The sequence below is a fragment of the Streptomyces sp. NPDC056222 genome (assembly GCF_042264065.1).
Taxonomy (GTDB): Bacteria; Actinomycetota; Actinomycetes; order Streptomycetales; family Streptomycetaceae; genus Streptomyces.
Genome location: NZ_JBHJTL010000118.1, coordinates 1 through 23135 on the forward strand (window position 1 = coordinate 1; position 23135 = coordinate 23135).

The window sequence follows — 23135 nt, forward strand, 5'->3', positions numbered from 1 at the left end:
TCGATCGAGGTCGGCAAGATGGCCGACATCGTGCTCTGGCGCCCCGAGTACTTCGGCGCCAAACCGCAGATGGTCATCAAGAACGGCTTCCCCGCGTGGGGGGTCGTGGGCGATCCGAACGCGGCCACCGACACCTGCGAACCGCTCGTCCTCGGACCGCTGTTCGGAGCCCATGGAGCGACCCCGGCCGACATCTCGGTCGCCTTCGTCGCCCAAGCGGCCGTGGACCTCGGCTCCGACGCGATGCCGACCCGCCGCCGCCGGGTCGCCGTCCGCGGCACCCGCGGCATCGGCCCCGGAAACCTGCTTCTGAACTCCCGTATCGGCCAGGTGGGGGTGGACGGCCGGACCGGACTCGTATCGCTGGACGGCGAACCGATCCGCTCCGAGCCGGCCGACTCCATCTCCCTGAACCGTCTCTACTTCCTCTGAGGACTGCTCCCATGACCTTCCGAATGCCGCCCGAGTGGGCCCCCCACGAGCGCACGTGGATGGCCTGGCCCGGCCCGAACCCCACCTTCACCAACGACGAGGAGCTGACCGAGGCCCGTAGGGCCTGGGCGTCCGTGGCCCGCGCCGTACGCCGCTTCGAGCCGGTGACCATGGTGGTCGGACCCGGCCAACTGGACTTCGCGCGCGAGCTGCTCGGCGACGCGGTCGACGTGGTCGAGCGCGAGCTGGACGACGCCTGGATGCGGGACATCGGCCCGACGTTCGTCACCGACGGCTCCGAGCTCGCGGCCGTGGACTGGGTGTTCAACGGCTGGGGCGCGCAGGACTGGGCCCGCTGGGAGCACGACTCCAAGATCGCCCGCCATGTGGCCGACCTGATCGACGTGCCGGTGCTGAGCAGCCCGCTCGTGAACGAGGGCGGCGCGATCCATGTCGACGGTGAGGGAACGGTCCTGCTGACCGACACCGTCCAGCTCGGCTCCGGCCGCAACCCCGAGTGGACCCGGGCGGAGGTCGAGGCGGAGATCCACGCGAAGCTCGGCACGACGAAGGCGATCTGGCTCCCGCACGGCCTGTCCGGTGACTACGGCCTCTACGGCACCCAGGGCCATGTCGACATCGTCGCCGCCTTCGCCAAGCCCGGCGTCGTGGTCGTCCACAGCCAGCAGGACCCGGGCCACCCGGACCACGAGCGCTCCCGGATGTACGTCGACATCCTCAGCCGCCAGACGGACGCGAAGGGCCGGCAGCTGGAGGTCGTGGAGATCCCGGCGCCGACCGTCCTGAAGGACGAGGAGGGCGACTGGGTCGACTACTCGTACATCAACCACTACCTCTGCAACGGCGGCGTGGTGCTCTGCGGCTTCGACGACCCCAACGACGAGATCGCGGCGGGCATCTTCCGCCGGCTGTTCCCGGAGCGGATCGTCACGCTGGTCGACGCGCGGGCCATCTTCGCGGGCGGCGGCGGCATCCACTGCATCACGCAGCAGCAGCCGAAGGTCTGAAATCCCTTGGCGACGGCCGCAGGCGGCGTGACAGCCTGCGGCCATGCCGCTGATCTCCCACGAGGGCACCGACTACGCGCTCCAGATCCTGTACTCCGTACCGGATGACGCCTGGTACCTGGAACTCGACCACGTCGCCGACAACCGGACCGTGCTGATCGCCGTCGTGCCCGACGAGGACCCTGCGCGGGAGCCGACCGTATGCGTCGACCCCGTGTCGGGGCACCACCGGATCCCCTACGACGTCATGCGCTGGTTCATGGAGCACGTGGACGAGGAGATCCGCACCTCGCGGGGGTGGATGGGGCTGAGGCCCGAACTCGTCGAGATCATCCGCGGGCTGCGCGAGGAGTACCTCGGCGTGATCGACGACGAGCGGTTCGGGCCCGTGTTCGCGGAGCTGCGGGCGACCGTGCCCGCCGAGGACCTCCCCGCCGTCCTGGAGGCCGCCTTCGGTCGGAACGGCGACGGGAGCGTGAGGTAGAACAGACGAGTGACCCGCATCAACCCCGCCGGACCCCGGCGTCGCAACAACGCCGCCCCTCCCCGTGAGGAGCTGCTCGCCGCCGCCATGGACACCATCGCCGAGCGCGGACTCGACGGGCTGACCATGGCCGGGCTCGGGCGCGAGGTCGGGATGAGCAGCGGGCACCTGCTCTACTACTTCCGCACCAAGGACGAGCTGCTGCTGCAGACCCTGGAGTGGAGCGAGGGGCGGCTCGGCGCCGAGCGGAGCGCGCTGCTCTCCCGTCCCGGCAGCGCCCGCGAGCGGCTCGACGGCTACATCGACGTCTACGTCCCCGACGGCCCCCGCGACCCCCACTGGACCCTCTGGCTCGAGGTCTGGAACCGGTCCCAGAACGCCGACGACGACGCCCGTGCCCGCCAGGCCGCCATCGAGGGTGCCTGGCACCGGGATCTCGTCGCGCTGATCGCCGAGGGGGTCTCGCGCGGCGAGTTCCGGTCGGTCGACCCGGACCGGTACGCGGCCCGGATGCGGGCACTGCTCGACGGTTTCAGCGTCCATGTCGCGGTCGGCATCCCCGGCACCGGGCGGGATCAAGTTCTCGCGCACGTACGGGAATTCGTCGCCGAAACCTTGTTGCTGCGACCGTAACGCACGTAAGTACTCCTGATCGTTGCGTGCTACACCCTTGTTGCGTCGACTTGATCTCCGGCACGGTTCCGCTCCATGGGACGAGAGCACTGGAAGAAGATCTGGGTCGGCTCGGCCGGCAACATGGTCGAGTGGTTCGACTGGTTCGTGTACGCGAGTTTCGCGACGTATTTCGCGGGGGCGTTCTTCCCCGAGGGCAATGACACCGCCAAGCTCATGAACACCGCCGGCATCTTCGCCGTCGGCTTCTTCATGCGCCCCGTCGGTGGCTGGCTGCTCGGCCGGGTCGGCGACCGCAAGGGCCGCAAGGCGGCGCTCACCCTCACCGTGACGCTGATGTCCGCCTCGGCCGTACTGATCGCCGTCGCGCCGACGTACTCCGTCGCGGGCTACGGCGGCGCCGCGGTCCTGCTGATCGCCCGGCTCCTCCAGGGCCTCTCGGTCGGCGGCGAGTACGCGGCCAGCGCGACCTATCTGACCGAGGCCTCCGCGCCGCAGCACCGCGGCTTCGCCTCCAGCTTCCAGTACGTGTCGATGACGGCCGGCCAGATCCTGGGCCTCGGCCTGCAGATCGTCCTCCAGCGCACGATGTCCACCGAGGCGCTGCACAGCTGGGGCTGGCGCATTCCGTTCATCATCGGCGCGCTGGGCGCGGCGGTCGTCTTCTATCTGCGGCGCAACATGCTGGAGACGGAGGTGTACGAGGAGACGGCGGACGACGGTGTGGCGGGCGGCGAGAAGGGCACGCTCAAGGCGCTGTGGGCGCACAGGCGTGAGGCGTTCCTCGTCATCGCCCTCACCATGGGCGGCACGGTGGCCTACTACACGTACACCACCTATCTGACGAAGTACCTCTCCAACTCCGCGGGGCTGCCCAAGCAGACGGCGACCCTGGTCTCGTTCTGCGCGCTGATCGTCTTCGCCTGCCTGCAGCCGCTCGCGGGCCGACTGTCGGACAGGATCGGCCGCCGCCCGCTCCTCATCACCTTCGCGGTCGGTTCCACCTTCCTGACCGTGCCGATCATGACGATGCTCCAGAAGGCGGGCTCCTTCTGGCCGGCACTCGGCCTCTCCCTCCTCGCGCTGGTCGTCATCACCGGCTACACGTCGATCAACGCGTGCGTGAAGGCGGAACTCTTCCCGACCGGCATCCGGGCGCTCGGCGTCGCCCTGCCGTACGCCATCGCCAACGCGCTCTTCGGCGGGACGGCGGAATACGTGGCGCTGTGGTTCAAGGACGCGGGGATGGAGTCCGGCTTCTACTGGTACGTGGCGGGCTGCGCGGCCGTCTCGCTGATCGTCTACCTGACGATGCGCGAGACCCGGGACATCGACCTGGGGAGGGTGGGCAGGACGGCCGAGGCCCCGGCGCGGACAGCGACGGACGCCGCGCCCGCGTCCACGCACTGACCGACCCGGCCCCGACGGGCCCCGCCCGTCGGGGCTGCCCGCATCCTGAGACCCGCATCCCGCGGGGCGCAGGGGTGTGGCAGACTGCGGACGTGCTCGCTACCACGATGATTATGGGCAGCAGCGCGCCGGTCCGCAGTGACCGCTGAACCGCGACTCGACCCCCGCGGCAGTGGACACCGTGCCCCAGACCCGCGCGCAGACCTCTCGCACCCGCGAGAGGTTTTTTCGTTTTCCGGCCCCACCATCGTCGGAAACGGACAGCGCGTGAGAATGGGGGCAAGTGGATCCAGACCTTCCGGAGCCACATCCGACAGGAGCCATCACAGCCATGACCACGGAGACCGACGAGAGCCCGCGTCTCGACGACAGCTTCCATGTCTTCGACACGACGCTGCGCGACGGAGCGCAGCGTGAAGGAATCAACCTCACCGTCGCTGACAAGCTGACCATCGCGCGGCACCTCGACGAGTTCGGAGTGGGGTTCATCGAGGGCGGCTGGCCCGGTGCCAACCCGCGTGACACGGAGTTCTTCGCCCGTGCGCGGCAGGAGATCGTCTTCAAGAACGCGCAGCTCGTCGCGTTCGGCGCGACCCGCAGGGCGGGCGGCAACGCGGCCGAGGACCCGCAGGTCAAGGCACTGCTCGACTCCGGTGCCCCCGTCATCACGCTGGTCGCCAAGTCCCACGACCGGCACGTGGAACTCGCGCTGCGCACCACCCTGGACGAGAACCTGGAGATGGTCCGTGACACCGTCTCCTTCCTGCGCTCCCAGGGCCGCCGCGTCTTCGTCGACTGCGAGCACTTCTTCGACGGCTACAAGGCCAACCCGCAGTACGCCAAGGCCGTCGTCAGCGCCGCGCACGAAGCCGGCGCCGATGTCGTGATCCTCTGCGACACCAACGGCGGAATGCTCCCCGCCCAGGTCCAGGCCGTCGTCGCCACCGTCATCGCCGACACCGGCGCCCGGCTCGGCATCCACGCGCAGGACGACACCGGCTGCGCCGTCGCCAACACCCTCGCCGCCGTCGACGCGGGCGCCACGCACGTCCAGTGCACCGCCAACGGCTACGGCGAGCGGGTCGGCAACGCCAACCTCTTCCCCGTGGTCGCGGCCCTGGAGCTGAAGTACGACAAGCGGGTGCTGCCCCAGGGCGCGCTCGCCGAGATGACCCGGATCTCGCACGCGATCGCCGAGGTCGTCAACCTGACGCCCTCGACCCACCAGCCGTACGTGGGCGTCTCCGCCTTCGCGCACAAGGCCGGGCTGCACGCCTCCGCGATCAAGGTCGACCCCGACCTCTACCAGCACATCGACCCCGAGCTCGTCGGCAACACCATGCGGATGCTCGTCTCCGACATGGCCGGCCGTGCCTCCATCGAGCTGAAGGGCAAGGAGCTCGGTGTCGACCTCGGCGGCGACCGCGCGCTGGTCGCCCGCGTCGTCGAGCGGGTCAAGGAGCGCGAGCTCTCCGGTTACACCTACGAGGCCGCCGACGCCTCCTTCGAGCTGTTGCTCCGGGAGGAGGTGGAGGGCCGGCCGCGCCGGTACTTCCGTACGGAGTCCTGGCGGGCCATCGTCGAGGACCGGCCCGACGGCACCCACGCCAACGAGGCGACCGTGAAGCTCTGGGCCAAGGGTGAGCGCATCGTCGCCACCGCCGAGGGCAACGGTCCCGTCAACGCCCTCGACCGGGCGATGCGGGTGGCCCTGGAGCGGATCTACCCGCAGCTCGCCAAGTTCGAGCTGGTCGACTACAAGGTCCGCATCCTGGAGGGCCGCCACGGCACGGAGTCCACGACCCGCGTCCTGATCACCACCAGCGACGGCAACGCCGAATGGTCGACCGTCGGCGTCGGCGAGAACGTGATCGCCGCGTCCTGGCAGGCGCTGGAGGACGCGTTCACCTACGGACTGCTGCGTCTGGGCATCGACCCCGCGGAGTAGGCCATTACCTTTCGTCCTCGATGTCTCGCAAACGCCCATTAGGGGTACTTTCGATGGTATGAGGACCAGGCCGTTCCACCTCCTGTCGGCCCTCGCCGGGCTGGCAATGCTGCTGCTCCTGGTCCTGGCCCCCTCAGCGGGGGCCGGGATCACCGGGATTCCGGACGCCGGTGCGGCTCTGAAGCAGGGCCCGGTGTATGTCGATCCGGGCGCCGCGGACCAGCTCTCGACGGCCGAGGCGGATGCCCTCGCCCAGAAGATCGAGGACGCCGACAAGCCGCTGTTCGTCGCCGTGCTGCCCGCGTCCAGCGAGTATCCGCCCGAGAACCTGCTGCGCAATCTGCGCACCCAGACCGGGGTGACGGGCCTGTACGCGGTCCGGCTCGGTGACGGGTTCGACGCCGCCGCCGACCGCTCGGTGATGTCCGCGCAGGCCGTGGACAACCTGGTCACCTCCGTACGACAGCCCGGGGTGGACGCCGCCACCGAGCTGAACAACTTCGTCGACCAGGCGCTGCCGACGATGAACGGCACCGCTCCCTCCTCCTGGTCCTCGGCGAGCGCCGACGACGGCGTTCCCGTCGCCGGACTGATCACCCTCGGCGCGGTCGTGGTCGCCGGAGGCGCGGGCGCGTACACGGTCGTCCGCCGCAAGCGGCTCCGCAAGGAGGCCGAGGAGCGCGAGGCCCTGGAGAAGCTCCGGGTCGTCGTCGACGAGGACATCACCGCCTTCGGCGAGGAGCTCGAACGCCTCGACTTCCACCCGGCCGAGGCCGGTGCCGACGACGCCATGCGTGGCGACTACGAGCGGGCGCTTGACTCGTACGACAAGGCCAAATCGCTGATGGGCTCCGCCACCCGTCCGCACGACGTCAAGCCGGTGACCCAGCAGCTGGAGGACGGCCGCTACTCGCTCGCCGTCCTGGCCGCCCGGCGCGAGTCCAAGCCACTGCCCGAGCGCCGTCCCCCCTGCTTCTTCGACCCGCGCCACGGCCCGTCCCTCGAGGACCGGACCTGGACCCCGGCGGGCGGCGCCGCCCGCGAGGTCCCGGTCTGCGCCGCCGACGCCGCCCGCCTCGACGACGGGCAGGACCCCCTGGCCCGTACCGTCGACACCTACGACGGCCGCCGCCCGTACTGGGAGGCGGGACCGGCGTACGGCCCGTGGGCCGGCGGATACTTCGGCGGCGGAATGCTTCCCGGCCTCCTCGCCGGCACCCTGCTCGGCTCGATGCTCGCCACCCCGGCCTACGCCTCCGAGTACGGCGGCGGGGAGTTCGAGGGCGGCGACTTCTCCGGGGGCGACTTCAGCTCCGGCGACTTCGGGTCGAGCGACTTCGGCGGTGGCGGCGGCTTCGGCGACTTCGGAGGAGGCGGGGACTTCGGCGGCGGCGGGTTCTAGACGGCCCGATCGGTGAGATCCGGGCGACCGGCGCGATCCGCCCACCCGTGCGTCCACCTGGCCCGCGCGATTCGCCCGGCCGGTGTGGGCGGCCGACCCCAGGGGAGGACGGCCGCCCGGACCTCACGTCCCGATCTCGAACACGGGCGGCTGGAGACCGGCGAGGCATCCCGTGTCCGGCTCGGTCGGCGTGTTGAAGAACGAGCGGGTGATCGTCTGCGCGCACGGCGAGTCGGCGAAGACGACATGTGCCACGTAGGGGACCGTGACGGCGGTGGACCGGCTCAGCGTACGGGCGGCGTACGGCCCGCTGCTCGGCGCGGTCTGGGAGTCGAACCCGCCGGACAGGACGAGCGTCGGGATGTCGCTGTACGTCCGCTGCCGGATCGAGGGGTCCGCCGGGGGGACGTTCCAGGCGCGGCAGTCCGCGTGCATCCAGCTGAGAAGCGGAGCGTTGGCCAGCACCGAGCGGGGGAACGACGGGAACGCGCGCCGTCCGGCACGGATCACGTCGGCCTCGCTCTCGAACGGTGTCCACTCGCGGCAGAAGACGCCGAAGACGAGCCCGTGGGAGACCCTCCCGATGGCCTGTGGGCTGAGCTTTCCGCCCGCGTACTGCTCGGCGATCCGCTGCGGGTTGCCGTGGGCCAGTTCGTCGATGGAGCGGGGCACTCCGGCCGCGAGATGGCTGGCGAAGGTCAGCCAGTTCACCAGGAGGCCGCCGTCCAGCGTGATCTTCACCGGTTCCGGGTGGTCCGGGACCGTGACGGTGGTGGTGATCGGTCGGGCCTCGAGCTCGACCACGAGGCGCTCGAAGGTGGCCTTGAGGTTCGGATACCGGGTGTTGCAGGCGGGCTGCTCCGCGCATGTCTTGAAGATGCTGTCGAAGCCCTCTCGCGCGGCCTTCCAGGTCACGGCCCCGCCGGCCAGGGACGGCGGCAGGACGCCGTCGATGCCGACCGACCGGATGCCCTTGGGGTGCAGGCGCATGTACTGGAGGGCCAGGTCGGTGCCGTAGGAGATGCCGAACACGTTCCACTGCCTGATGCCCAGTGCCTTGCGCAGGCCGTCGTAGTCGGCGGAACTCTCGGTGCCGTTGTAGGCGCTGAGGTCGGCCCCGCGGCTCACCAGCTGGTCGCGGCACTTCCGCGTCTCCTCGACGTGCAGGCGTCCGGTGGACGGCGCACCGAAGACGAGATCGAGGTTGTTCGCGACGAACTCGTCGACGTTCCGGCAGGTGAGCTCCGGGTCGGCCGAGTAGGTCCCGCGCTGGGACATGAAGATCACGTCGCGGTCGCTGTTCAGACCGCCGGAGACCGCCATCGGGATCTCGGAGACCGCGTCGTCGCCGGGCCCGCCCGCGAGCCACACGATCGGGTCGGGTGCCGGTCTGCTGGTGACCGCCGGGATGATCGCGACCGCGAGGGTGATCTTCCGTCCCTTGCGGTGGGAGCGCTTCTCGGGGACGGTGAGCGTTCCGCAGCGGGCGCGCTCCAGATCGGGGATCGGGTCCGCCGTCCTGGGGCAGGGGCCGGGCTCGAAGCGGGCGTCGCCCGCCGTCCGGGCGACGGTGCCGAGCGGCGCTCCGTCGCCGGACTCGGCTCGGACGGGCATCGCGGCCAGGCCGATGACGAGGGCACCGACCGTGGCTCCGGCCAGCGTGGCCGGGAACCGGCGCGCCACGCGCCGGTGTCTGGGTGGGCTGAGGGACATCATGCGTTCTCCGGTTCAGGGGTGATGGTGAACGGACCCGGTGCGAGTCCCGCCACGCACCCGGTGTCGGGCGAGGTCGGACGCGCGAGGAAGGAAGCCAGGACGCTCTGCGCACAGGGCGACTGGGGGACCACGAAGTGGCCGATCCCGGGAATCACCACGGCGGTCGAGCGGGGCAGCGTGCGGCCGGCGAACGGCCCCCAGCTCGCGCCCGTCTTCGCGTCGAACGATCCGGAGATGATCAGCGTCGGCACCTTGCTGAAGGTGGTCACCCGCTGGATCGGGGTGCGGTCGGGGACGTTCCAGACGCGACACAGGTCGTACTCGAAGGGCAGCTGCGGCGCATGGGCCAGGACCGTGTCCGGCCACCCGGGGAACGCCCGGCGTCCCGCCTCCAGGACGTCGGACTTCGTGAAGCCCGGAGCCCACTCGGCACACACCACCGAATGCGTCAGACCGTAGGCCTGGGGGACGGCGGGCAGCGCCGCGCCGGCGGCCTGTGCCTGCGCCAGGCGTTCCGGATTGCCGCGGGCGAGTTCGTCGAGCGCCGCGGGGACCACGGCGGCCGGCAGGGCGCCGCCGTTGGTGACCAGCAGGTTCACCAGCGCGCCCCCGTCGAGAACGACCTTCACCGGGCTGCCGCCCCCGGGCGGCTCCACCGTCAGCGTCAGGGGGTTCGCCTCGAGGCGCCGGACCTGCTCCGTGAGCGTGCGGGAGAGATTCGGGTAGCGGCTCTTGCAGCTCGGCTGGGCCTCGCACGCCGCGAAGATCGTGTTGATCCCCTCCTGGGCGCTGTCCCAGGCCCACGGCAGGCTCACGATCTGTGGCGGCACGACCGAGTCGATGGTCACCGAGCGGATCCCGTCGGGGTGCTGACGCAGGTAGGTGAGGGCCAGGTCGGTGCCGTAGGAGTAGCCGTAGACGTTCCACTGCTTGATGCCGAGCGCCTTGCGCAAATCGGCGAAGTCGGCGGCGTTCTCGGTGGTGTTGTAGCTGCTCAGCCGGATTCCGTCGGCCGTCAGACGGTCCCGGCACTCCTTCGCCGCTCGTACCAGGAGCCGGCCGGTCGAGGGCGCGTCGTAGGGCAGCCCGACGGCGCTCGCGTTGAACCGGTCGATCTCCGGGCAGGCGAGGTACGGCTGTGAGTAGGGCCCGCCGCGCTGGGTCATGACGATCAGGTCGCGATCCCGGTTCACGCCGGAGTCGATCAGGAAGGGGATGGCCCCGATCGCGTCGCCGCCGGGACCTCCCTCCATGAACACCACCGGGTCCCGGGCCGGTTTCGTCGACGTGGCCGGAATGATGGCGACGGCCAGCTTGATGGTCCGTCCACCGCGGTGTCGACGGTTCTCGGGCACCTCCAGGACCCCGCACCGTCCGGTGATCTGTTCGGGCGCCTCCGGGCAGGGACCGGGCACGAAGCGCGCAGGCCCTCCCGGACGGGGCCCGTCGAAGGGGGGCGGCGCGGCATTGCTCGGTGTCTGACCGAACGCGCCCAGGAATGCCAACCCGGCCGCGACGAGCGCGACCCGGGCGGGCGACCGGCGGGCGCGTCGCGGTGGGTAGCGGTGCTGCGTCCGCCTTCGTACCGACCTGTCGCTCCCGCGGGCGAGCGGCAGGCGGCCTGTTCCGGTGCCCTGCTCCGTCATGAGATCCCGTCTCTCTGACGTCCCCACCCGCCCCGACCGGGGCGACGTCGCGTGGCTCAGCCTGCCGCCGCATGATCGGGGCGGGCACTGCGTACGTCAGCCTGAGCGTGCGGGAAGTGGCCCACCACTCGTGGGCTCCACTTGGGGCGTCGACGTCACCCCGAGGGCGGTCACCACGGAGAGCGGGGCAGGAGCTACACCAGAGGCTTCACCGACATCAGCAGGTGCTGGTGGACTCCGTCCTCCCGGTCGGTGATCAGGGCGCGCTGGCCCGGTCCGAGCAGGTGGATACGGACGGATTCGGTGTCGAAGGAGCCGAGCGCGTCCAGGAGATACCCGGGGTTGAACGCGACCGTCATCGACTCCGCTCCCTCCAGCAGCGCCGGGAGCCGCTGGGAGGCCACGTCGTCCTCGTATCCGGCCTGGAGTTGGACGGTGCCGTCGGCGAAGGCGAGCTGGACCGGGCTGTCGCCCTCCGCGACCACCGCAACCCGCTTCACGGCCTCGAGCAGCGGAGCCCGGTCGGTCACGGCGACGGCGTGCTCGCCCAGGGAGAAGAGCTTGTCGTGGCGGGGGAGCCGGCCGTCGAGCAGCCGGGTCGTCGTCCGCGTCCCCTCGCTCTCGAAGCCGATCGAACCGCCGTCCAGGGCCAGACGGACCGGCCCCGCCGTCGTCAGGGAGCGGGCGATCTCGGTCAGCCGGCGCGCCGGCACGACCACGTCCGCGCCCTCGGCCTCCTCGGACACCGCGTCCGCGTCGCCCTCCGGCTTCCACTCCAGCGTGCGGACCGCGTAGCGGTAGCGGTCGGTCGCGGCCAGCGTCATCGTCGTACCGTCGAGGGCCAGCCTTATCCCCGTCAGGACCGGCAGCGAGTCGTCCCGGCCCGCCGCCACCGCCACCTGTCCGACGGCCACCGCGAACGCGTCGGCGTCCACCATGCCCCGGAACGCGGGCAGCCCCGGCTGGGCCGGATAGTCGTCCAACGGCAGCAGGGAGAGCCCGAAGCGGGCCTCCCCGCCGGTCACCGAGAGGCGCGCCCCTTCGACCACGCACTCCACGACACCCCGGGGCAGCACCTTGCAGATGTCGAGCAGCCGCCGCCCGAGGACCAGCGCCCGGCCCTCCAGCGCGGTATCCGCCTCGACCTCGATGCGCGCCGACGCCTCGTAGTCGAGACCGGAGACACGCAGCCGGCCGTCGCTCGCCTCCAGGAGCAGCCCGCCGAGCACCGGCACGGGCGACCTGGCGGGCAGGACGCGGGCAGCCCAGGCCACCGCGTCGGTCAACACGCTGCTGTCGATACGGAATTCCATGGAACCGACGCTAGCGGCGCCCACTGACAACGCCTCGGGAAGTTCTCGGTGCCGTTGATCGTTCTTCCCCGCGAACGTCTTCGTGACAAGCCAGGGGGAGAGCGTGATGAGTGACGTCCACGGCACCGTGGAGGCCGGATTCGAGTCCGTACGCGAGGAGTTCGGGCGCGTCGCCGCGAACGAGGCGAGGGACGGCGGCGCCCAGCTCGCCGTCTACCACCGGGGCCGGCAGGTCGTCGACCTGTGGGGCGGTGACGGGGTCGACGGAGACTCGCTCCTCGGCCTGTACTCGTCCTCCAAGGGGGCGATGGCGCTGATCGCCGCGCTCCTCGTGCAGGACGGCGTGCTCGAACTGGACCGCGAAGTCGCCTCCTGGTGGCCGGAGTTCGCCGCCGAGGGCAAGGGGCGGCTCACGTTCCGCCAGCTTCTGGCCCACCGTTCGGGCGTGATCGGGGCCGACGGCGGATTCAGTCTCGACGAACTCGCCGACGACCGGGTGGTCGCCGAGCGGCTCGCGGGCCGGCGACCCTTCTGGGAGCCGGACACCGGCCACGGCTACCACGCCCTCGTCATCGGCGCGCTGGTCGGTGAGGTGGTGCGCAGGGCCACCGGCCGCACGATCCAGGAGCACTTCGAGGAGCGGGTCCGGGCCCCGTACGCCCTGGACTACTACCTCGGACTACCCGAGGAGCTGGAGCCCCGCTTCCGCCCCGCGCTGCCCATGCGGCCCACCCCCGCGCAGCAGGCGCTGCTGGCCGCGAATCCGATCGCCCCGGACAGTCTCATGGCCGTCGCCTTCGGCTTCCACACCGACCCGCCGCTGGACCTGGTCGCGTACGCCAACTCCCGTACGGTACGGGTCAAGGCGCCGCTCTCCGGTGGCGGTATCGGCTCCGCGCGGGGCCTGGCGCGGATGTACGCGGCGATCGCGGGCGAGCTCGACGGGCGGCCCCCGCTCCTGAAGCCGGACACCCTCGCCGAGGTGGCCCGGATCCACTCCTCCGGCACCGATCTGGTGACGGGCGCCGAGAACGCCTTCGGGCTCGGCTTCGTCCCGATGGCCACCCGCCACCCCGTGCTGAGCCCCGTCGCGATCGGCCACAGCGGTGCCCCCGGCTCCCAGGCCTTCGCGGACCCGTCCACCGGTCTCGCGTACAGCTACACCCGCCGGCGCTTCGGCTTCATGTCCGGCCCCGGCGCCCCGGAGAACGACCGCCTGATTCCGGCGGTGGTGCGAGCGGCAGAAGCCGTCTGACCGGGAAGCCCACCGGAGACCCCGGGGAACGCCGAGCGCCCGCCCTCCGTCGTGACGGAGAGGCGGGCGCGCTCGTGGTGCGGGATGAGCCGGACGAGCTCTTCGGACGGCCGAAGGCTCAGGCGGCGTTCTTGATCGCGGAGATGTCGAAGTTCAGCTTCACCTTGTCGCTGACCACCACGCCGCCGGTCTCCAGGGCCGCGTTCCAGGTCAGGCCCCAGTCGGAGCGCAGGATCTCGGCCGAGCCCTCGAAGCCGATGCGCTCGTTGCCGTAGGGGTCCGTGGCCGTGCCGTTGAACTCCAGGTCGATGGAGAGCGCCTTCGTCACGTCCTTGATCGTGAGGTCTCCGGTCACGCGGTACTTGTCGCCGCCCAGCTGCGCGGCCTCCGTGGAGCGGAAGGTCATCAGCGGGAACTGCTCGGCGTCGAAGAAGTCGCCGCTGCGCAGGTGGCCGTCGCGGTCGCCGATGCCCGTGTCGACGGAGGCGATCTTGACATCGATGGAGGCGGTGGACGCGCCCGGGTTCGAGCCGTCCAGCTTCAGCGTGCCCTCGTGCTCGCCGAAGGTGCCGCGGACGTTGGTGACCATGGCGTGACGGACGGTGAAGCCGATGCTGCTGTGCGCCGGGTCGATCGTGTAGTCGCCGGTCAGCGCGGCCAGCGCCGGGTCGACGGGGAGGGTGGCGACGGCGGTGTCGACGGTGTCGTTCTTGCGGCTGAAGATGCCCATGACCTGCTCCTTGGGGACGGTGCGCGGATGTGGCGCGGAGGCTGGATTGCCTTTGTTGAAGCTTCAACGAGAACGACAGTAACCCTATTCCGTTCAACTTTCAACATCTCTGTGCGATGTTTCCTCCGGTTCGCCCGAAAGACGTCGAGGCCCTCTGGCGGACGCGCGTAGAACTGCGGCACCATCTCCCTGCTCCACCTGCACAGCCGTCCCAACCGACACGGTCACCAGCAGGAGGCAACCCCCGATGAAGCTCCGCTCCGTCCTCACCACGCTCGCTCTTGTCCTCGGCGCCCTCTTCGCCCCCGGCGTCGGCGTCCTGGGCGGCGCCACCGAAGCCCAGGCCGCCACCAAGATCAGCCACGCCACCGCGACCTCGATGTTCCGTAACTCCGGCATCACCTGGTCGTCGTCCGGCGGCTGCTCCAACCGCAACAACCCGACGTGCACCTCGTTCGAGCAGCTCAACCTCGCCACGGCGCAGGGTGCGCAGACCCTCAGGAGTGCCAGCGGCTGCGCGCTGAACATCACCGGCGGTACCGAGACGGGCCACGCCGGTGGCACGTACTCGCACTGGAACGGCTACAAGCTCGACTTCAGCAAGTACACCTGCGTCGGCAACTACATCAAGAACACCTTCACGTACATCGGGGTGCGCGGGGACGGCGCTCCGCAGTGGAAGTCCGGCGCCGGGAACATCTACGCCGACGAGGGCAACCACTGGGACGTGACCTTCTACAACTGCGGCGGCTGCTGACCGCCGTTCCGGCGCCAAGAAGCCCCCTCCGGTGGTCACTTGGACTAACCGAAGGGGGTTCTTGGACTGCCGGGGCCGCCGGGGCACGATCTCGTTGACGGTGCCCGGCGGGCAGGGGCCAACTAGTGCGCATGTCCCTCCCCGAGTCCCGAAGAATCCGTGCGGTCTGCGCGCTCGCCGTCGCGTCGTCGGCCGTGTTCGCCCTGGCCGGGCCCGCTCTCGCCACGGCCCCCGCAGGCGCCGCCTCCGAGGCCCCGGCCGGCGCCGGCGCCGAGGCCGTCATCGGCTCCGACCAGCTCTCCGTCGCCGTCGCCGAGGACTTCCCGCGCGTCCTCTCGTACACCGACCGCGCCACCGGCGCCCGTCTGCTCGGCAGCACGGCCCCGGTCACCGAGATCGTCCTCAATGGCACGGCGTACGCGGTCCAGACCAAGGGCGCCCCCGCCCTGACCGCCACCAGCGCGGCGTACACCCTCACCTTCCCCGCCCTGACCGGTGTCGAGATCGACGCGACCCTGAGCGTCCGCGGCCGGGCCACCACGTTCAAGGTCACCGCCGTCCGCGACACCGAGAGCTTCCGGGTCGGCACCCTCGACATACCCGGCCACGACCTCGTCTCCGTCGGCTCGGCCGACGCCGGCGCGGAGACCGCCTTCACCCGGCTCGACCCCGACTCCACCCGTACCGCCGACGTCTTCGCCAAGGTCACCGACGCCACCGCAGCCGAGAGCGCGCCCGTCGGGGCGAGCTACGCACTCGTCAACACCGGCCGGCTCGCCGCCGCCGTCGAGTCCAACTCCAGCTACGACAAGCCCGCGGGACCCAGCGCCCGCGACGGCGCCCGCTTCTGGCACCAGGCCCGCAGGACGGCGACCGAGACCCGCGTCGGCGTCTGGTCCGGCCAGTGGACCTACCACGGCGCCGGAGCCCCGCGGCCCGAGAGCGGCGACAACCTCCCCTGGGCCAAGGTCGTCGTCACCCCCGACGCCAACGCCGACGGGAAGACCGACTGGCAGGACGGCGCCCTCGCCTTCCGCGCGATCGGAGTCAAGGCCCCGGGCAGCGGTCAGACCCCCGACCGGGTCATCGCCCACATCCCGTTCAACTTCGCCTCCCAGGCCACCCACCCCTTCTTGCGCACCCTCGACGACGTCAAACGGATCTCGCTCGCCACCGACGGACTCGGCCAGTTCGCCCTGCTCAAGGGGTACGGCTCCGAGGGCCACGACTCCGCGCACCCCGACTACGGCGGAAACTACAACAAGCGCGCCGGCGGCCTCGACGACCTCAACAAGCTGCTGAAGGAGGGGAAGAAGTGGGGCGCCGGCTTCGGCGTCCACGTCAACGCCACCGAGTCGTACCCCGAGGCGAAGAACTTCAGCGAGACCCTCGTGGACAGGACCAAGCCGGGCTGGAACTGGCTCAACCAGAGCTACTACATCGACCAGCGTCGGGACATCAACAGCGGTGACCTCGCCCGCCGCTTCCAGCAGCTGCGCGACGAGACCGACCCCAACCTGTCGATGCTCTACATCGACGTCTACTACACGCACGGCTGGATCGCCGACAAGACGATGCAGGCCGTGCAGGCCCAGGGGTGGAACGTCGCCACCGAGTGGTCCGAGAAGTTCGAGCGGGCCTCGCTCTGGTCCCACTGGGCCAACGACCTGAACTACGGCGGCGCCACCAACAAGGGTCTCAACTCCCAGATCATCCGCTTCATCCGCAACGGCGAGAAGGACATCTGGAACAACCACCCGGTCCTCGGCCAGACCGCCCTCGAGGACTTCGAGGGCTGGACCGGAGAGACCGACTGGAACCACTTCTACGCCAACATCTGGCAGAAGAACCTGCCCGCCAAGTACCTCCAGCAGCAGACGATCACCCGCTGGAACGGCAACGACATCACCTTCACGGGCGGTGTGCGCGGCACCGTCGAGGACGGCCGTCGCACCTTCTACGACAACGGACGCAAGGTCCTCGACGGCGAGAACTACCTCCTGCCGTGGGACGGCGGCAAGAAGCTGTACCACTACAACAAGGCGGGCGGCCGCACCACCTGGGCCGTCCCGGGCACCGGCTCGTACACCGTCCACAAACTCACCGACAACGGCCGTGTGAAGACCGGAACCGTGCGCCCCGTCGACGGGAGGATCACCCTCGACGCCGCCGCGGGACAGCCCTACGTCCTCTACCCGAGCCGCGCACCCGAGCCGCTCGACCCCCGCTGGGGCCAGGGAACCCCGGTCCAGGACCCCGGCTTCAACGACGCGAGGCTCTCCGCCTGGACCAGGACCGGAACCGTCGCCCGTGACACCGACACCCAGGGCCGCAACAGCGCCGAGCTGACCGGCTCGGCCACCGCGTCCGTACAGCAGAAGATCACCGGCCTCGTCCCCGGCAAGCGGTACACCGCCTCCGCCCTGATCGAGGTCGAGGCGGGCAGGACCCGACCCACCACGCTCTCCGCCGGCGGGGCGTCCGTCACCGTCGAACGCTCGGCCGTCCAGGACCGGGTCGCCGCCTCCGACTGGAACGGCACCCGCCTCCAGCGCGCCAAGGTTGCCTTCACCGCCCCCGGCAGCGGCTCCACCACGTTCCGCATCGAGGCCGCGGGCGGCAGCCCGGCGGCCGTCCGGATCGACGACGTCCGGATCGTCGCCAACAACTCCGCCACCAAGGCCGGCGCGCTCGTGCACGAGGACTTCGAGGCCGTCGACCAGGGCTGGGGCCCCTTCCTCAAGGGCGACTCCGGCGGCACGACCGACCCGCGCACCCACATCGCCCAGCTCCACGCCCCGTACACCCAGGCCGGCTGGAACGGGAAGCTCGTCGACGACGTCCTCGGTGGCGCCGAATCGCTGAAGTCCCACGACGAGAACAGCGGCCTGGTCTACCGGACCGCGCCCTGGACCGTCCCCATGAAGGACGGGCGCAGCTACCGCGTCGAGTACGACTACCAGTCGAGCCACGCGGGCGCCTACGAGTGGGTCACCGGCTACGACCGGACGAACGGGACCGCGGTGGAGACCCGTCGTACGCCCGTCGGACAGCAGAGGACCACCGGGCACTTCTCCGAGACCGTGACCGCCGGATGTGGTGACACCTGGACCGGACTGCGCAAGCGCGGCGACGCCCCCGACGGAGCCGACTTCGTCCTGGACTCCTTCACCGTCACCGACCTCGGGCCAGCGGCGGAGGAGGCGGCCTGCGGCACGCTCGCCCTCGCCGCCCCGGAGACCCTGGAACCGGGCCGCCCGAACCAGGTCACGGCCACCTTCGCCAACGACGAGACGAACGCCGTCGCCGGGGCCACGGCCGCCCTGGAACTCCCCGCGGGCTGGACCGCCGAGCCGGCCGGGCCCGTCTCCCTCGGGACGGTCGCGGCGGGCGCCCAGGCCACCGCCACCTGGCAGGTGACGCCCCCGGTCGACGCGAAGTACCAGACCTACCCGCTCGGTTCGGCGCTCACGTACACCGTCGGGGGAGAGGCGCGGAAGCTGAGCGCCGCCACCTCCGTCCGGACGCTGCCCCCGCCGCCCACCACGGACAGCTGGGCGAGCGACCTGGACTGGACGTCCGCGGCCAACGGCTGGGGACCGGTCGAGCGCGACCTGTCCAACGGCGAGACGGGCACCGGCGACGGCGGCCCGCTCAGGATCGGGGGAGTGGGGTACGCGAAGGGTCTGGGTGCCCATGCCCCGTCCACGATCCGCTACTACCTGGGCGGGAAGTGCACCTCCGTCACCGCCGAGGTCGGCGTGGACGACGTCCAGACGAGCCGTGGCTCGGTGCAGTTCAGCGTCCTCGCCGACGGCACGGAGAAGGTGAAGTCGCCGGTCCTGAAGGCCACTGACACCGCCTGGTCGCTCACCGCCGACGTCACCGGTGCCACCTACGTGGAGCTGGTGGCAGGCGACGGCGGCGACGGGAACGGCAACGACCACGCGGACTGGGGGAACGCCCGCTTCCACTGCGGAGGCTCCCGGTAGCAAGCGCTTGTCGTGCTCATTGATTGCGTCGGAGAACGGGTGCTAGACCGGTCGCCAACCGGTCTACACCACTTCCCTACGGGAGGCTTCCGTGCCCGTTCCCGCCTGGTCCCGCCGCACCTTCCTGACCGTCACCTCCGCCGCCGCGGCAGCGCTCGCCCTGCCCGGCCACGCTCGCGCCGCCGAGGGTGAGTTCGAGACCCTCCGGCAGCGCTGGCTCGACATCCAGCTCGGCGCCGGCTTCGATGCCGGCGCCGAGCCGTACGCGTCCCGCCTCGCCGAGACCGGCGAACTCGCCCGCACCTTCCGGGCCTCCATGGCCCCCACCGACAACTCCCTCTGGCCGGGCTACGCCTTCGACCCGCCCTCCGGCATCACCCAGAGCTACAGCCGCCTGTGGACCATGGCGCAGGCCTACCTCCAGCCCGGCACCGGGCTCACCGGCGACGCGACCCTGCTCGCCGACGTCCTCCGGGGCCTGGACCACCTCTCGGCGCGGATCTACAACCCGACGACCGTTCGCTACGGAAACTGGTGGGAGTGGCAGATCGGCAGCCCCCGCCTCCTCATGGACATCGTCGCCGCGCTCCACCCGCAGCTCGGACCCGAGCGGATCGCGGCCGCCTGCGCCGCCGTCGACCACTTCGTCCCGGACTCGATGCTCGGCGACTACAGCGGCACCTCCACCGGCGCCAACCGCGTCGACCTCTGCCGCTCCGTCGCCCTGCGCGGCATCGTCGGGGCGAACCCCGCCAAGATCGCCCTCGCCTGCGACGCCCTCTCGCCCGTCTTCCCGTACGTGACCAAGGGCGACGGCCTCTACGCCGACGGCTCGTTCGTCCAGCACACCTGGGTCGCCTACTCGGGCACGTACGGACAGGTCATGCTCGACGGCCTCGGGCGGCTCTTCACCCTGCTCGCCGGATCCACATGGGCGGTCACCGACCCGAACCGGCAGATCATCCTCGACAGCGTCGAGAAGGCCTACGCGCCCCTGATCTACGACGGCCTGATGATGGACAGTGTCAACGGCCGTGCCATCAGCCGCGGCTACCTCAAGAACGACGAGCGCCGCGTCATGCGCTCCGACCACTTCCACGGCCAGGGAATCATTGCTGCCATGGCCCTGCTCGCGGGCGGAGCGAGCGCCGCCGAGCGCGAGCGGTGGCACGCGCGCGTGAAGGGCTGGATCGAGCGGGACACCGTCTCCCCGATCCTCTCCGCCCGCCAGCTCGGCGTCGCCGACCTCGCCCGGCTGCACGCGGTCGCCGACGGGCCCGTCCCCGCCGCCCCCGAGCCGACCGGGCACATCCTCTTCGCCGCCATGGACCGGGCCGTGCACCGGCGCCCCGGCTGGGCCGCCAACATCGCCATGGCCTCGGAGCGGATCTCGTACTACGAGTGCGGCAACGGCGAGAACCCGCGCGGCTGGCACACCGGCGCCGGGATGCTCTCCTGGTGGACGCCCGGCCAGGGCGGTCAGTACACCGACTGGTTCTGGCCCACCGTCGACCCCTACCGTCTCCCCGGAACGACCGTCTCCACCAAGCGCCTCGCCGACCGCGCGGGTGGCGAGTGGGGCGCCCCGAAACCGGCCGCGACCTGGGTCGGCGGAGCCACCGACGGCGAGTTCGCCGCCGTCGGACAGCACCTCAAGGGGCTGGACTCCACCCTGGAGGCCCGTAAGTCCTGGTTCTGCGCGGCGGACACCGTGATCTGTCTCGGGGCCGGGATCACGGCCACCGACGGCGTCCCCGTCGAGACGGTCGTCGACAACCGCAATCTCGGCGACGACCGTGGGGGAGGCACCCAGGCGCTCACCACCGGAAGGGGCTGGGCACATCTCGAAGGACACGGCGGCTGGGTCTTCCCCCAGGGCACCGCGAACCTCCGGACGCTGCGCGAGGACCGGACCGGCGCCTGGAGCGACATCAACACCACCAGCTCCACCGAGACCCGTACCCGGACCTACCAGACCCTGTGGCTCGACCACGGCACGGACCCGGCCGGCGCCTCCTACGCGTATCTCCTCATGCCGGGCGCGTCCCGGCGCACCCTGGCCGCCCGTGCCGCCGACGAGGACTGGCTGGAGATCCTGGACAACTCCGCCGACCGGCAGGCCGTCGCCGTCCCGTCCCTCGGGATCACGGCCGCGAACCTGTGGCGGGCCGGTACGGTGGGGCGCCTGACGGTCACGGCCCCGGCGAGTGTCCTGGTCCGCCGACAGCGCTCGGTCCTCGACCTCCGGATCAGCGAGCCGCAGCGTACGGGTCGGCCGCTGGAGCTCGTCTGGAACCAGCGGGTCCGCCGCGTGATCGGCCACGATCCCTCGGTGGAGGTGCTCGCGACCGGCCGCTCGCTGAGGCTGCGGATCACTCCCGGTACCGCGGGGATCACCTGCCGCGCACAGGTGGCCCTGTAGAGGCTTGTGTGGAAAGCCTACAAACACGGGGGGTGTCTGGCTGTTGACTCGGCTCTCCCCGTCGACGGTTCTGTCTTACTCCACCAGGAATCGACTCGGGAGACTGTACGGAGTGGACGGCAGGATTTCCTTGGTCGACTTCGTAGGGTCGGTACATGACCGTTGTGGACCAGATCCCGAGCGAGCCGACTGACGCCCGTGGCCGTGTGGCCGAACTGCACGCCCTGCGCGAGGAGGCTCGGCGCGGGCCGAGCGAGCGGGCGACCGAGGCCCAGCACGCCAAGGGCAAGCTGACCGCTCGCGAGCGCATCGAGCTGCTGCTCGACCCGGGTTCCTTCAACGAGGTCGAGCAGCTGCGCCGACACCGCGCCACGGGCTTCGGCCTGGAGGCGAAGAAGCCGTACACCGACGGTGTCATCACCGGCTGGGGCACGGTCGAGGGCCGCACGGTCTTCGTCTACGCGCACGACTTCCGGATCTTCGGCGGCGCGCTGGGCGAGGCCCACGCCACGAAGATCCACAAGATCATGGACATGGCCATCGCGTCCGGCGCCCCGCTCGTCTCGCTGAACGACGGCGCCGGCGCCCGTATCCAGGAGGGCGTCTCCGCCCTCGCCGGCTACGGCGGCATCTTCCAGCGCAACACCCGCGCCTCGGGTGTCATCCCGCAGATCTCGGTGATGCTCGGCCCGTGCGCCGGCGGTGCGGCCTACAGCCCCGCGCTGACCGACTTCGTCTTCATGGTCCGCGAGACCTCGCAGATGTTCATCACCGGCCCGGACGTCGTCAAGGCGGTCACCGGTGAGGAGATCACCCAGAACGGCCTCGGCGGTGCGGACGTGCACGCCGAGACGAGCGGCGTGGCGCACTTCGCGTACGACGACGAGGAGACCTGCATCGCCGAGGTGCGGTACCTCCTGTCGATGCTTCCCCAGAACAACCGCGAGAACCCGCCGACCGTCGCCTCCGAGGACCCGGCGGACCGCCGCTCGGACGTCCTGCTCGACCTGGTCCCGGCCGACGGCAACCGTCCGTACGACATGCACAAGGTGATCGAGGAGCTCGTCGACGAAGGCGACTTCCTGGAGATCCACGAGCGCTGGGCCCGCAACATCATCTGCGCGCTGGCCCGTCTGGACGGCCAGGTCGTCGGCATCGTCGCCAATCAGCCGCAGTCGCTGGCGGGCGTCCTGGACATCGAGGCCTCGGAGAAGGCCGCCCGTTTCGTCCAGATGTGCGATGCTTTCAATATCCCGATCGTCACCCTTTTGGACGTACCCGGCTTCCTGCCGGGCGTTGATCAGGAGCACGGTGGAATCATCCGCCACGGCGCGAAGCTGCTGTACGCGTACTGCAACGCGACCGTGCCCCGGATCAGCTTGATCCTGCGCAAGGCGTACGGCGGCGCGTACATCGTCATGGACTCCCAGTCCATCGGCGCCGACCTGACGTACGCCTGGCCCACGAATGAGATTGCGGTGATGGGCGCCGAAGGTGCCGCCAACGTCATCTTCCGCAAGCAGATCGCCGAGGCCGAGGACTCCGAGGCCATGCGGACGCGCATGGTCAAGGAGTACAAGGCCGAGCTGATGCACCCCTACTACGCGGCGGAGCGCGGACTGGTCGACGACGTGATCGACCCCGCAGAGACGCGGGAGGTCCTCATCAGGTCCCTCGCCATGCTCCGCACCAAGCACGCCGACCTGCCGTCCCGCAAGCACGGCAACCCGCCTCAGTAAGAGGAGCCACAGACGTGACCACGCCTGCCACAGCCAACCTTCTCCGAGTCGAGAAGGGCCACGCCGACCCCGAGGAGCTGGCCGCCATCACCGCGGTGCTGCTCGCCCGCGCGGCCGCCCAGCCCACCGAGACGTCCGCGCACGGCCGCTCCACGGCCGGCTGGCGCCGCCTGGAGCGCCAGTCGGGCTTCCGCCCCTCCCACTCCTGGCAGGGCTGACCCCGAACGC

Annotated in this window: 16 protein-coding genes and 1 pseudogene; 13 read left to right on the forward strand and 4 right to left on the reverse strand. The window is 70.8% G+C overall.

All coding sequences use genetic code 11. The annotated features are described in order from the left end of the window. The 7 genes and pseudogenes from ACFC0D_RS34275 to ACFC0D_RS34305 all read left to right on the forward strand — a co-directional run. Positions 1–432: pseudogene (locus ACFC0D_RS34275) on the forward strand (urease subunit alpha); the annotation flags it as partial. A gap of 11 nt (positions 433–443) precedes the next feature. Next, the gene (locus ACFC0D_RS34280; protein ID WP_376444739.1) at positions 444–1460 is read left to right on the forward strand and encodes an agmatine/peptidylarginine deiminase; all 1017 of its coding nucleotides are present in this window, start codon (positions 444–446) and stop codon (positions 1458–1460) included. Between the two features lie 43 nt (positions 1461–1503). Continuing rightward, positions 1504–1944, forward strand: a complete 441-nt coding sequence (locus ACFC0D_RS34285; RefSeq protein ID WP_376444742.1) for a hypothetical protein — start codon at positions 1504–1506, stop codon at positions 1942–1944. A 72-nt stretch (positions 1945–2016) separates the two neighbouring features. Further along, on the forward strand, positions 2017–2577 hold the full coding sequence (locus ACFC0D_RS34290) for a TetR/AcrR family transcriptional regulator (protein WP_376444774.1): 561 nt from the start codon (positions 2017–2019) through the stop codon (positions 2575–2577). Positions 2578–2652: 75 nt separating this feature from the next. Then, on the forward strand, positions 2653–3987 hold the full coding sequence (locus ACFC0D_RS34295; RefSeq protein ID WP_376444744.1) for an MFS transporter: 1335 nt from the start codon (positions 2653–2655) through the stop codon (positions 3985–3987). Positions 3988–4318: 331 nt separating this feature from the next. Then, complete coding sequence (cimA, locus tag ACFC0D_RS34300; RefSeq protein ID WP_376444747.1) at positions 4319–5935, forward strand: citramalate synthase; 1617 nt, start codon at positions 4319–4321, stop codon at positions 5933–5935. 58 nt (positions 5936–5993) lie between these two features. Then, positions 5994–7337, forward strand: a complete 1344-nt coding sequence (locus tag ACFC0D_RS34305; protein WP_376444749.1) for a hypothetical protein — start codon at positions 5994–5996, stop codon at positions 7335–7337. A 123-nt stretch (positions 7338–7460) separates the two neighbouring features. On the opposite strand, the gene ACFC0D_RS34310 is transcribed toward ACFC0D_RS34305, so the two are convergent. The 3 genes from ACFC0D_RS34310 to dnaN form a co-directional block, all read right to left on the reverse strand. Further along, positions 7461–9050: an alpha/beta fold hydrolase gene (locus ACFC0D_RS34310; protein WP_376444777.1), complete on the reverse strand. Its 1590-nt coding sequence runs from the start codon at positions 9048–9050 to the stop codon at positions 7461–7463. Continuing rightward, on the reverse strand, positions 9050–10468 hold the full coding sequence (locus ACFC0D_RS34315; RefSeq protein WP_376444752.1) for an alpha/beta fold hydrolase: 1419 nt from the start codon (positions 10466–10468) through the stop codon (positions 9050–9052). Before ACFC0D_RS34315 ends, ACFC0D_RS34310 begins: the two co-directional genes overlap by 1 nt. Before the next feature lie 425 nt (positions 10469–10893). Then, positions 10894–12012: a DNA polymerase III subunit beta gene (gene dnaN / locus ACFC0D_RS34320; RefSeq protein ID WP_376444755.1), complete on the reverse strand. Its 1119-nt coding sequence runs from the start codon at positions 12010–12012 to the stop codon at positions 10894–10896. Between the two features lie 106 nt (positions 12013–12118). Here dnaN and ACFC0D_RS34325 point away from each other — a divergent pair, with 106 nt between their 5' ends. Further along, positions 12119–13267 (forward strand): serine hydrolase domain-containing protein, encoded by a 1149-nt coding sequence (locus tag ACFC0D_RS34325; RefSeq protein ID WP_376444757.1) that lies wholly within the window; start codon positions 12119–12121, stop codon positions 13265–13267. A 118-nt stretch (positions 13268–13385) separates the two neighbouring features. On the opposite strand, the gene ACFC0D_RS34330 is transcribed toward ACFC0D_RS34325, so the two are convergent. Next, complete coding sequence (locus ACFC0D_RS34330) at positions 13386–13997, reverse strand: YceI family protein (RefSeq protein WP_376444760.1); 612 nt, start codon at positions 13995–13997, stop codon at positions 13386–13388. 247 nt (positions 13998–14244) lie between these two features. On the opposite strand from ACFC0D_RS34330, the gene ACFC0D_RS34335 reads away from it, so the two are divergent. From ACFC0D_RS34335 to ACFC0D_RS34355, 5 genes are all read left to right on the forward strand, one after another. Then, complete coding sequence (locus tag ACFC0D_RS34335) at positions 14245–14754, forward strand: hypothetical protein (RefSeq protein ID WP_376444763.1); 510 nt, start codon at positions 14245–14247, stop codon at positions 14752–14754. A gap of 131 nt (positions 14755–14885) precedes the next feature. After that, entirely contained in the window at positions 14886–18746 is a 3861-nt protein-coding gene (locus ACFC0D_RS34340) for an endo-alpha-N-acetylgalactosaminidase family protein (protein WP_376444765.1), read from the forward strand. Between the two features lie 91 nt (positions 18747–18837). Beyond that, complete coding sequence (locus ACFC0D_RS34345; protein WP_376444768.1) at positions 18838–21168, forward strand: polysaccharide lyase 8 family protein; 2331 nt, start codon at positions 18838–18840, stop codon at positions 21166–21168. Between the two features lie 155 nt (positions 21169–21323). Further along, complete coding sequence (locus ACFC0D_RS34350) at positions 21324–22907, forward strand: acyl-CoA carboxylase subunit beta (protein WP_376444771.1); 1584 nt, start codon at positions 21324–21326, stop codon at positions 22905–22907. 14 nt (positions 22908–22921) lie between these two features. Next, complete coding sequence (locus tag ACFC0D_RS34355; protein WP_329115517.1) at positions 22922–23125, forward strand: acyl-CoA carboxylase subunit epsilon; 204 nt, start codon at positions 22922–22924, stop codon at positions 23123–23125. Positions 23126–23135 lie beyond the last annotated feature (10 nt).

Bases quoted from the DNA above. Each gene is read 5' to 3' on its own strand.
- ACFC0D_RS34280 (WP_376444739.1), top strand. From the start codon at position 444: ATGACCTTCCGAATGCCGCCCGAGTGGGCCCCCCACGAGCGCACGTGG.
- ACFC0D_RS34285 (WP_376444742.1), top strand. From the start codon at position 1,504: ATGCCGCTGATCTCCCACGAGGGCACCGACTACGCGCTCCAGATCCTG.
- ACFC0D_RS34295 (WP_376444744.1), top strand. From the start codon at position 2,653: ATGGGACGAGAGCACTGGAAGAAGATCTGGGTCGGCTCGGCCGGCAAC.
- cimA (WP_376444747.1), top strand. From the start codon at position 4,319: ATGACCACGGAGACCGACGAGAGCCCGCGTCTCGACGACAGCTTCCAT.
- ACFC0D_RS34305 (WP_376444749.1), top strand. From the start codon at position 5,994: ATGAGGACCAGGCCGTTCCACCTCCTGTCGGCCCTCGCCGGGCTGGCA.
- ACFC0D_RS34310 (WP_376444777.1), bottom strand. From the start codon at position 9,050: ATGTCCCTCAGCCCACCCAGACACCGGCGCGTGGCGCGCCGGTTCCCG.
- dnaN (WP_376444755.1), bottom strand. From the start codon at position 12,012: ATGGAATTCCGTATCGACAGCAGCGTGTTGACCGACGCGGTGGCCTGG.
- ACFC0D_RS34325 (WP_376444757.1), top strand. From the start codon at position 12,119: ATGAGTGACGTCCACGGCACCGTGGAGGCCGGATTCGAGTCCGTACGC.
- ACFC0D_RS34330 (WP_376444760.1), bottom strand. From the start codon at position 13,997: ATGGGCATCTTCAGCCGCAAGAACGACACCGTCGACACCGCCGTCGCC.
- ACFC0D_RS34335 (WP_376444763.1), top strand. From the start codon at position 14,245: ATGAAGCTCCGCTCCGTCCTCACCACGCTCGCTCTTGTCCTCGGCGCC.
- ACFC0D_RS34340 (WP_376444765.1), top strand. From the start codon at position 14,886: ATGTCCCTCCCCGAGTCCCGAAGAATCCGTGCGGTCTGCGCGCTCGCC.
- ACFC0D_RS34350 (WP_376444771.1), top strand. From the start codon at position 21,324: ATGACCGTTGTGGACCAGATCCCGAGCGAGCCGACTGACGCCCGTGGC.